This window comes from Streptococcus sp. HMSC067H01 (assembly GCF_001814775.1).
Lineage (GTDB): Bacteria > Bacillota > Bacilli > Lactobacillales > Streptococcaceae > Streptococcus.
In genome coordinates this window covers 22,338-32,624 of the sequence record NZ_KV817784.1, presented here as the reverse complement: position 1 = coordinate 32,624, position 10,287 = coordinate 22,338, and the positions used below count along the sequence as shown (strand labels likewise).

The 10,287-nt window shown below is 41.5% G+C and carries 9 protein-coding genes and 1 pseudogene; all 10 read right to left on the bottom strand.

Translation table 11 applies throughout. The features are described from left to right. Window positions 1-40: 40 nt before the first annotated feature. The 10 genes and pseudogenes from alaS to budA all read right to left on the bottom strand — a co-directional run bounded on the left by alaS (window position 41) and on the right by budA (window position 10,272). The gene (gene alaS / locus HMPREF2987_RS03795; protein WP_075229407.1) at window positions 41-2,659 is read right to left on the bottom strand and encodes an alanine--tRNA ligase; all 2,619 of its coding nucleotides are present in this window, start codon (window positions 2,657-2,659) and stop codon (window positions 41-43) included. A gap of 14 nt (window positions 2,660-2,673) precedes the next feature. Then, window positions 2,674-3,159 carry an LURP-one-related/scramblase family protein gene (locus HMPREF2987_RS03790; RefSeq protein WP_075229406.1) on the bottom strand — a complete coding sequence of 162 codons (486 nt, stop codon included), beginning with the start codon at window positions 3,157-3,159 and terminating at the stop codon, window positions 2,674-2,676. A 273-nt stretch (window positions 3,160-3,432) separates the two neighbouring features. Further along, window positions 3,433-3,683: pseudogene (locus HMPREF2987_RS11230) on the bottom strand (hypothetical protein). A 141-nt stretch (window positions 3,684-3,824) separates the two neighbouring features. Further along, the gene (locus HMPREF2987_RS03785; RefSeq protein ID WP_075229405.1) at window positions 3,825-4,895 is read right to left on the bottom strand and encodes an ABC transporter substrate-binding protein; all 1,071 of its coding nucleotides are present in this window, start codon (window positions 4,893-4,895) and stop codon (window positions 3,825-3,827) included. Beyond that, the gene (locus tag HMPREF2987_RS03780; protein WP_075229404.1) at window positions 4,892-5,665 is read right to left on the bottom strand and encodes an ABC transporter permease; all 774 of its coding nucleotides are present in this window, start codon (window positions 5,663-5,665) and stop codon (window positions 4,892-4,894) included. The genes HMPREF2987_RS03785 and HMPREF2987_RS03780 overlap by 4 nt, the downstream gene beginning before the upstream one ends. Further along, complete coding sequence (locus tag HMPREF2987_RS03775) at window positions 5,662-6,468, bottom strand: ABC transporter permease (RefSeq protein WP_075229403.1); 807 nt, start codon at window positions 6,466-6,468, stop codon at window positions 5,662-5,664. The genes HMPREF2987_RS03780 and HMPREF2987_RS03775 overlap by 4 nt, the downstream gene beginning before the upstream one ends. Beyond that, window positions 6,449-7,606, bottom strand: coding sequence for an ABC transporter ATP-binding protein (locus HMPREF2987_RS03770; RefSeq protein ID WP_075229402.1), 1,158 nt, complete (start codon window positions 7,604-7,606; stop codon window positions 6,449-6,451). The genes HMPREF2987_RS03775 and HMPREF2987_RS03770 overlap by 20 nt, the downstream gene beginning before the upstream one ends. Before the next feature lie 161 nt (window positions 7,607-7,767). Continuing rightward, on the bottom strand, window positions 7,768-8,673 hold the full coding sequence (gene murB, locus HMPREF2987_RS03765; protein WP_075229401.1) for a UDP-N-acetylmuramate dehydrogenase: 906 nt from the start codon (window positions 8,671-8,673) through the stop codon (window positions 7,768-7,770). Between the two features lie 114 nt (window positions 8,674-8,787). After that, entirely contained in the window at window positions 8,788-9,540 is a 753-nt protein-coding gene (locus HMPREF2987_RS03760) for a YhfC family intramembrane metalloprotease (protein ID WP_075229400.1), read from the bottom strand. 12 nt (window positions 9,541-9,552) lie between these two features. Beyond that, window positions 9,553-10,272 carry an acetolactate decarboxylase gene (gene budA / locus HMPREF2987_RS03755; RefSeq protein ID WP_075229502.1) on the bottom strand — a complete coding sequence of 240 codons (720 nt, stop codon included), beginning with the start codon at window positions 10,270-10,272 and terminating at the stop codon, window positions 9,553-9,555. Between the last annotated feature and the right edge of the window lie 15 nt (window positions 10,273-10,287).

Below are 10,287 nucleotides of genomic sequence, written 5' to 3'. Positions count from 1 at the left end.
CAAATGAGAGGCTAGGACTTTTGTCCCAGCCTCTAAGTGATTATAATTTACCTGCTACGGCATCCAACAATTCTTGGATTTTCGCTTGATTGCTTCCTCCTGCCATGGCCATGTCTGGTTTACCACCACCACGTCCATCGACGATTGGAGCTAATTCTTTAATCACATTACCTGCATGCACCTCTTTTGTCTTGCTAGCTACAAGGACATTGACCTTATCACCGATAGCTGCGACAAGAACAAGAACATCAGAGTAATCTTTTTGTTTCCAGTTATCCGCAAAGGTACGAAGGGCACCTGCGTCTGATACAGATACTTGGCTGGCAATGTAACGGTGTCCGTTTGCTTCTTGAACATTCTTGAAGACATCACCTGCTGCCGCCGCTGCTGCTTTTTCCTTCAATTCTGCATTTTCTTTTTGCAATTGACGGAGTTGCTCTTGAAGTCCTTCAACTTTATGAGGTACTTCCTTGAGTTGAGGAGCTTTCAAGGTTGCTGCGACTGCTTTCAGTGCATCTTCTTGATCACGATAAGCTTCGAAGGCTTCTTTACCAGTCACTGCCAAGATACGACGAGTTCCTGATCCGATCCCTTCTTCTTTGACAATCTTGAAGAGACCAATTTCAGAAGTATTGCCAACGTGGGTACCACCACAAAGCTCTACTGAGTAGTCCCCGATAGTGACTACGCGAACTTCCTTACCGTATTTCTCACCAAAGAGGGCCATAGCTCCCATTTCTTTAGCCGTGTCAATATCTGTCTCAACAGTTTCTACTGCGATGGCTTCCCAAATCTTCTCATTGACTTGTTGCTCAATAGCACGCAATTCTTCAGGAGTGACAGCTTGGAAGTGAGTGAAGTCAAAACGAAGGAATTCTACTTCATTAAGTGAACCTGCTTGAGTTGCATGGTGGCCAAGGATATTATGAAGAGCCGCATGGAGCAAGTGAGTGGCTGTGTGGTTCTTCATGACACGATGACGACGATTGCTATCGATGGCCAAAGTGTATTCTTGGTTCAGAGCAAGAGGAGCAAGAACTTCAACGGTGTGCAATGCTTGTCCGTTTGGTGCTTTTTGAACGTCTGTTACAGTCGCTACGACATTTCCTGCAGCATCCAAGATTTGACCATGGTCCGCAACTTGTCCACCCATTTCAGCGTAGAATGGTGTCTCTGCAAAGATAAGTGACGCAGTTCCTTCAGCTACAGCTTCTACTTCAGCATTGTCCGCTACGATAGCAACCAACTTAGAAGACAATTGACTAGCATTGTAGTTGAAGACACTTTCTACAGTGATGTTTTGAAGGGTTTCATTTTGCATACCCATAGATCCACCTTTGACAGCAGATGCACGCGCACGTTCTTGTTGTTCCTTCATGGCTGCTTCGAAACCTTCACGGTCTACAGTCATCCCTGCTTCTTCAGCAATTTCTTCTGTCAATTCTACTGGGAATCCGTATGTATCATAGAGTTTAAAGACATCTTGACCAGCAATGACAGATTGTCCTTTTTCTTTCAAGTCTGCTACGATGCCTTGAGCAAAGTGTTGACCTGAGTGAAGAGTACGAGCAAATGACTCTTCTTCGCTCTTAACGATTTTTTCGATAAAGTCACGTTTTTCAAGCACTTCTGGGTAGTAGCTTTCCATGATTTTTCCAACAGTTGGAACGAGTTTGTAAAGGAAAGGCTCATTGATACCCAATTTTTGACCATGCATAGAGGCACGACGGAGGAGACGACGAAGGACATAACCACGACCTTCATTTCCAGGAAGCGCACCATCACCGATAGCGAATGAAAGAGAACGGATGTGGTCTGCAATAACCTTGAAGCTCATGTTGTCGCCATCTTGGTCGTAAACCTTACCAGATAATTTCTCAACTTCACGGATGATTGGCATGAAGAGGTCTGTTTCAAAGTTGGTCTTAGCACCTTGGATCACTGCTACCAAACGCTCCAAACCAGCGCCCGTATCAATGTTCTTGTGAGGCAATTCTTTGTATTCGCTACGTGGGACTGCTGGGTCTGCGTTAAATTGTGACAAGACAATGTTCCAGATTTCGATGTAACGATCGTTTTCGATATCTTCTGCAAGAAGGCGAATACCGATGTTTTCTGGGTCAAAAGCTTCTCCACGGTCGAAGAAGATTTCTGTATCAGGTCCAGAAGGTCCAGCACCGATTTCCCAGAAGTTATCCTCGATTGGAATCAAGTGACTTGGGTCCACTCCCACTTCAATCCAGCGGTTGTAAGAATCTGTATCAGCTGGATAGTAAGTCATGTATAGTTTTTCAGCTGGGAAGTCAAACCACTCAGGACTTGTCAAAAGCTCATATGCCCATGTAATAGCTTCGTCACGGAAGTAATCCCCGATTGAGAAGTTCCCCAACATTTCAAACATAGTATGGTGACGAGCAGTCTTCCCTACGTTTTCGATATCGTTGGTACGGATGGCTTTTTGAGCATTGGTAATACGTGGATTTTCAGGAATAATGGTTCCATCAAAGTATTTTTTAAGAGTGGCAACCCCTGAGTTGATCCACAAAAGTGTTGGGTCGTTTACTGGAACCAAGCTAACGGATGGTTCTACTGAGTGGCCTTTTGTAGCCCAGAAATCAAGCCACATTTGGCGAACTTGTGCACTAGATAATTGTTTCATAAATGTCTCCTTTTTTAATCTGATTGGCTTTCTAGCATCTCTACATAGTCGATAGCGACACAGAGGGAAATGACTAGGTCTGCATAAGAGTCTTCATAGACGGTTACAGTATAAGTTGAGGTTAAATGAAAAAGTTCCTTGGTAATCTCAGCAATCACTTGGTCACGGTCGTCTAGCAATTTAAAATTCAAATCCCAGACATTTCCTTCGATGCGAAGGCCGAGATTGTCAAACTCATACTTATCCTTCCAGAAAGTCAACTTCTTCCGAATATAAAAATGATCGCCGTTACTCAGTTGAATTTCAAAACGAGGTAGAAAAGTTAAGACTTCCTTACTAATCTCACTGACCTGTTCACCAGCAACATCATAGATGGTAAAGGTTTTAGGAATCTTAAAAAATGAACCTTCAACCTGATAAGCGACATTGCCCAACTCATCCTTGATATCAAAGCGTTCACCACCTAGGCGAAATTTTTGTTTAACAAGAAATGTTCTCATAAACACCTCCAAAAATAAAAGACAAATCCATATCACGAAGGGCGAAAAACCGCGGTACCACCTTCATTCAATGAACTTGTCATTCTTTCGTTCTTATGCAATTGTTGGATTGAGTAGCATGATTTTCTATCTTAGATGGCTCGCAGCACCGCCAATTCTCTGAACTAAGATGTAGAGAAAATCAATTCTCAACTTTCTTATTATATCGTTTTTTTAAGTCTGCGTCAACTGGAAATAATCCTCATTTAAATAACCAACTCCCTATATCTCTGATTACTTTTTCAGGATATATTTTTTCTTACTGCCATTTTTCTTTTTATCCCAACTTTTATTCCAAAGTTTTGAATTGTTAAAGATAGCTTCGGAAATATTTACAAATATAAAGAACCCTATCACCAAATGTATGGAATCAGTTGTTAGGTATTGTCGATCCAAACCATCCTTTAGATAAAATAGTATATATGTTTGCTGAACAGTCAAAAAGCTGGCCAAAAAAATTTTTTGAAAAAAGTAGATATTTTCATTATTTTTACCGCTTTCTATTATTATAAACTTAGAATACTACTAGGCTATAAAATAAGCAAATAGGATAGTAAAAATACACAGCTATACAACTATTCAAAAAACGAACCAGTTGTTACTGATTCGTTTTCTTTCAAATACTCCTACTTTCGATACATCTTAAATTGTAGGAAGAGGTCGCTGTAGATTCCTGTCCATTTATGGTCAAATTTCTCATAGACCTCTAGGTGTTTCATAGTGTCTGCGTCTGGATAGAAAGACTTATCCTCTTTTGTCTCCTCAGGGAGCATTTCCTTAGCAGCATTATTTGGTGTTGAATAACCGACATACTCTGCGTTCTTAAGAGCATTGTCAGGTTTCAACATAAAGTTAATAAAGGCATAGGCAGCATCCTGGTTCTTGACAGTCTTAGGAATAACCATATTGTCAAACCAGAGATTACTTGCCTCTGTCGGTACGACATAGCGAAGATTTTCATTTTTCTCCAACATCTGGCTGGCTTCTCCTGAGAAGGTCACACCGATGGCAGCATTATTCTGAATCATATAACCCTTCATCTCATCGGCAACGATGGCCTTGATGTTAGGCGTTAGCTTATAGAGCTTATCTACTGTTTCCTCCAACTGCTGTGGATCTTTAGAGTTAAGGCTATAGCCTAATGAGTTAAGACCTAGCCCAAGTACCTCACGCGCTCCATCAAAGAGCATGATGGAGTTTTTATACTCTGGCTTCCAGAGGTCATCCCAATGTTCAGGTGCTTCTTCTACCATGGTTTCATTGTAGACAATTCCCAAAGTTCCCCAGAAGTATGGAATAGAGTACTCATTGTTTGGGTCAAAGGACTGGTTGAGAAATTCAGAACCGATATTCTCAATGCCCTCAATCTTGCTATAATCTAGCGGAACCAAGAGATCTTCGTCCTTCATCTTGTTAATCATGTACTCACTTGGGATGGCAATATCATAGGTTGTCCCACCCTGCTTGATTTTCGTGTACATGGCTTCGTTAGAGTCAAAGGTTTCGTATTGGACTTGAATCCCTGTTTCCTCTGTAAATTGTTCAATCAAGTCTGGATCGATATAATCTCCCCAGTTATAGATGACCAATTTTTGACTATCACGACTATTGATTTTACTGTCCAAATGGTAGGAAATTCCCCACAAGACTAGGATAATCGCTAAAATTCCTGCTAAAAATGAATAGAGTCGTTTCATGCTTGATCCTCCTTATCACGTGAAATGAAGTAATATCCAACAACCAGGATAATACTAAAGAGGAAGACCAAGGCTGAAAGAGCATTGATTTCTAAAGAAATCCCCTTACGAGCCCGAGAGTATATCTCGACTGAGAGGGTTGAAAAACCATTTCCCGTTACAAAGAAGGTCACAGCAAAGTCATCTAAGGAATAGGTGAAAGCCATAAAGTAACCTGCGATGATAGACGGCGTTAAATAAGGAAGCATAATTTCCTTAAACATTTGGAACTGACTAGCCCCAAGGTCATAGGCTGCATGAATCATATCTCCATTCATCTCTTTCAATCGTGGCAAAACCATAAGCACTACGATTGGAATCGAGAAGGCCACGTGACTGGACAAAACTGTCAGAAAACCAAGCGAAAACTTGAGTTGGGTAAAGAGGATCAAGAAGCTGGCACCAATCATAACATCTGGTGCAACCATCAAAATATTATTGAGAGATAGAAAGGCTTCTTGGTATTTTTTTCGTGATTGGTAGATGTAGATAGCACCGAAAGTCCCAATAACAGTCGCAATCAAGGCTGATAGGAAGGCTAGTAAAAAGGTCTGAACCAAGATGAGCATGAGTCTTCCATCTCCAAACATGGTTTCAAAGTGAGACAAACTAAAGCCTGTAAAGCTATTCATGTCATCCCCGGCATTGAAGGCATATCCGATTAGGTAAAAGATTGGCAAATAAAGGACGATAAAGACAAAGGCTAGGTAAAGATTTGATAATTTTTTCATCGTTCTCTCCTTTCCTTAGTCACCCACATAGTGATAAACATAGTCAGGATAAGAACAACACCGATAGTTGAACCCATACCGTAGTTGTCATTTGTCAGGAAGTTCTGCTCAATGGCTGTCCCCAAAGTAATCACTCGATTACCCCCAATCAAACGGGTCAACATGAAGAGACTCAAACTTGGGATAAAGACAGATTGAACGCCACTTCGAACCCCATTCATTGAAAGAGGGAAGATGACATGACGGAAGGTTTCCCACTTGGTTGCCCCCAAGTCATAACTGGCATTGATGAGATTGTTATCCATATCATCCAAAACATTGAAGATTGGCAAAATCATAAATGGAAGCTCGATATAGCTTGCGACAAAGATAAATGAGAAATCTGTAAATAGCAACTGCTGTGAACCGAGTCCGATAAATTCTAGGAATTGGTTGATAGAGCCATTTTGACCAAAAATCCCGATAAAGGCATAGGCCTTAAGGAGAAGGTTGATCCAGGTTGGCAAGATGATTAGCATGAGCCAGAGTTGACGGTGTTTAAGACGAGTCAAAAAGAGGGCTGTTGGATAGCTAATCAAGAGTGTCACTAGAGTCACAAGCCCTGCATAGAGGACAGAGTTGAGACTCATTTTAAGATAGGTCAAGTTTTGTGACGCAAAATAGGATTTATAGTTTTCTAAACTGAACTGGCCTTCGATGTTGAAAAAGGATTGACCAAAAATCAAGACCAAGGGTGCCAAAACAAAGAGGGCAATCCAAAGCATGTAGGGCACTACAAAGAGTTTAGAGGTTGTTTTCTTCATCTCTTTCCTCCTCGATAGCGTTGATCAAACCTGCTTCTTGCTCTTCGATTTCTACGTATTCTTCGATACGAGCATCGAACTCTTCTTCTGTTTCATTAAGACGCATGATGTGGATATCTTCTGGTTCAAAGTCGAGTCCGATTTCCTCACCAACGATGGCCTTACGAGTTGAGTGAATCATCCATTCGTTCCCAAGTTCATCATAAGCAATAATCTCATAGTGAACCCCACGGAAGAGCTGAGTATCGACCTTAACTTGGAGCTTGCCTTCTTCTGGAAGGGTGATTTGTAAATCCTCAGGACGAATCACGACTTCGACTGGTTCATTTGGCTTCATCCCACCATCGACCGCTTCAAATCGTTTGCCATTGAACTCGACCAAGTAGTCCTCAATCATAGTTCCAGGCAAGATATTTGATTCACCGATGAAGGTTGCAACAAAGTGGTTGATGGGCTCGTCATAGATATCAACTGGTGTTCCTGACTGAACAATTTCACCGTCATTCATAACGAAGATCCAGTCACTCATGGCCAGGGCTTCTTCCTGATCATGGGTAACAAAGACAAAGGTGATGCCCAAGCGTTGTTGCAGTTCACGTAGTTCGTACTGCATGTCTGTCCGCAACTTCAAGTCAAGTGCTGACAAAGGCTCATCCAAGAGCACCACACGAGGCTGATTAATGATAGCACGCGCAATAGCTACACGCTGACGTTGTCCTCCAGATAGTTTACGGATCGAACGTTTTTCAAATCCTTCTAGCTGAACCATCTTGAGAACTTCTAATACGCGTTTTTCGATTTCTTTTTTATCGACCTTACGCAATCGCAATGGAAAAGCAACATTTTCAAACACATTCATATGTGGGAACAAGGCATAAGACTGGAAGACCGTATGAACATCACGTTTATTGGTCGGGATGTCATTGATACGGACACCGTCTAGCATGATATCACCAGTTGTTGCATCCAGCAAACCTGCAATGATATTGAGGATGGTTGATTTCCCAGATCCTGAGGCACCGAGAAGTGTATAGAACTTCCCTTCTTCCAACTCAAAATTAATATCTTTGAGAACCTTGGTGTTGCTATCTTCAAAAACTTTAGAAACGTTTCTGAATTCGATAATTGGTTTTTTCAATTGGCATAAATTCCTTCTTTTTCATAGATTAACAGATCAGGGCTCTGTCAGGCCGCCACTACCTCTTGCAAGGAGTTAGGCCTCCTGCATGCATCTTCGCTACCGATAGGCTTTCACCCCCTCTACATTCTAGTTAGTAGCAGCTAAGCTATTTCTACTATTTACTCATGTTCACCCAAGATACGAACTTCTCGCTCAAGAGTAACACCTGAGTGCTCTTTAACCTTCTCAATGACAGACTCGATCAATTCCTCATAGTCCTTAGCAGTTCCATCAGCAATATTGACCATAAAGCCTGCATGCTTTTCAGAAACTTCAACCCCACCGATACGATAACCTTTCAAGCCTGCTTCTGCAATCAATTGACCTGCAAAATGATCCACTGGACGTTTAAAAACTGATCCACATGAAGGATACTCTAAAGGTTGCTTGAGTTCACGAAGATGAGTCAAGCGGTCCATCTCCTGTTTGATGACTTGGTGATTACCTGGAGCTAGGGCGAACTTAGCAGAAAGGACTACTGCCCCTGATGCTTGAATAGCTGAATGACGGTAACCAAAGTTCAAGTCTTTAGCAGACAAGGTTTCGATTTCACCCTCCTTAGTCAAGATTTGACAAGACTGGAGAACATGAGCAATCTCACCACCATAAGCACCAGCATTCATAAAGACAGCACCACCGACGCTTCCTGGAATACCACAAGCAAATTCAAAACCAGTCAAACTATGACGAAGGGCAATGCGAGTAGTCTCAATCAAGTTAGCTCCAGCTTCAGCCTCAATAGTGTAACCATCAACCGAAACATTATTGAGCTTGTCACACATGATTACAAAACCACGGACTCCACCCTCACGGACGATAATGTTACTTGCATTTCCAAGAACCATCCAAGGAATGTTTTCCTGATTGGCAAACTTGACCACACGAGCCATCTCGTAGCGATTACGAGGAAATACTAAATAATCTGCCTTTCCTCCAACCTTTGTATAAGTATAGGATTTTAATGGTTCGTCGAAACGAATATCGATTCCTTCTAGGGTTTCTTTTAATTTATCTGATACAGTCATTTTTCTAATCCTTTTATGAAATTCATTCCATTATACCATTTTTAGCGATTTTTTTCGATGATTATGTCACCTTTTACCAGAGACAATACAAAAAGAGGCTAGGCCTCCTTGATATTACTGCTTCTTGTAAAAGATTGATTTTGTTAGGAAAACGAAAGCCAAAACTTCTACTGCTAAGATTCCCTCTACCACCAGAGGATTTGAGATCCAGCCAACTTGAGAAAGGCTCGGTGCCAGATCAAATAAAGCATGCAGACCGTAAGCTGCTACTAGATAAATCCATTTTTTTTGGCGAACAGCTTGGAAAACCCAGAAGGTCAATCCAACTTGAAGAATCAAGGCAAGAATTCTTTCGACTCCCAAAAGATAAATCTGCCAAGCTGCTAGATTATGAATGGTTGCAAGTGTACTCTCAGGTAAGAGTTGCATGATAGCTGGATTTTGCGATTCAACTGCTGAAAATAGGATAAAGAGATTGAGTAAACCAGCAATTCCGATATAAATCATTTCTAGCCCACCATGACCAAGACCATAGGCGAGGGCATCTGAATCTTCCATCTCTCTTTTTTTGTTCAACCATTTGAAAAAGATTAGTCGGGCTGTTTCTTCGAATAAGGCAGCCATAGAGATTCCATAAATCACATAGAGAAGGGGATTCTCTGTCATGAGAGTAATAGTTCCATCTCTCTGAGGTCTAAGAACCAGCAAATGAACGATTTTTTCTAAAACCTGTGATGAGGCAAAAAAGGCAACTGCCCCAAGTCCCAAAACTGCAAAATTAATCTTGTATTTCTTTCTTGCGTACCAAACTGCTGCAATGAGGACGGCAAACAAGGCCAGCATCGTTATTATTATATGAATTTTCATATTTGACTCCTTTTATTCTGCCTGTTCGATATCTTTTTTCATCTCGTCAACGTTAAACTTAGCAAATAGATATTGACGATCCTGAACAGGAAAACGTTGATCCAACTGGTCAACAGCTCCTAGTTCAACAATCCCTTCCCTGATGACAAAGTCCATAACGTGACCACCAAAGGTGAGGTCATCTGAGATGAAGTGTAAATGATAGCCTGCGACGCTGACACCATGGAAAATCTCTGGGGTCCAAAAGCCGACGATGGTTCCTGAAACATTTTCGCGACTATACTCTGGCTGATGCGTTGCTACTTCTGCAAACTTAGTTTCAGAGGTTGACTTAGGAATCATGCGCACATGCATGTTCTTGAAATCACCATGAATCTTGATAGAACGAAAGAGGTTTTCACCATCATAGTAAGACTCAATTCTCTTTTCTAACTCCTGATCGGTCATTTCAAAACGCTGGCGAAATATAACTTCTGCCTGATGGGGGACAACTGCTGCATAGGGAATAAGCGCATCTGGTGAAACTTCAACAATCTCTGGGTTTTCACCTGATCCCTTAGCCTGATACGCTTTCCCATCTAAGACAATCAATTCTCCATCGATAGAATCCAGCGTCCCTAAACCTAAATCACCATGTTGGAGCAATTCACCAACGGTTAGACTTCCTCCATAGAGTCCCGCCATCAGCGCTCCTAAAGTATTGTATTGAAATAATTTTACTGGTTCTTGCACCTTAATAATCTCACT

Coding starts and splice junctions, on each gene's coding strand:
- alaS (WP_075229407.1), bottom strand. CDS start 2,659: ATGAAACAATTATCTAGTGCACAAGTTCGCCAAATGTGGCTTGATTTC.
- HMPREF2987_RS03790 (WP_075229406.1), bottom strand. CDS start 3,159: ATGAGAACATTTCTTGTTAAACAAAAATTTCGCCTAGGTGGTGAACGC.
- HMPREF2987_RS03785 (WP_075229405.1), bottom strand. CDS start 4,895: ATGAAACGACTCTATTCATTTTTAGCAGGAATTTTAGCGATTATCCTA.
- HMPREF2987_RS03780 (WP_075229404.1), bottom strand. CDS start 5,665: ATGAAAAAATTATCAAATCTTTACCTAGCCTTTGTCTTTATCGTCCTT.
- HMPREF2987_RS03775 (WP_075229403.1), bottom strand. CDS start 6,468: ATGAAGAAAACAACCTCTAAACTCTTTGTAGTGCCCTACATGCTTTGG.
- murB (WP_075229401.1), bottom strand. CDS start 8,673: ATGACTGTATCAGATAAATTAAAAGAAACCCTAGAAGGAATCGATATT.
- HMPREF2987_RS03760 (WP_075229400.1), bottom strand. CDS start 9,540: ATGAAAATTCATATAATAATAACGATGCTGGCCTTGTTTGCCGTCCTC.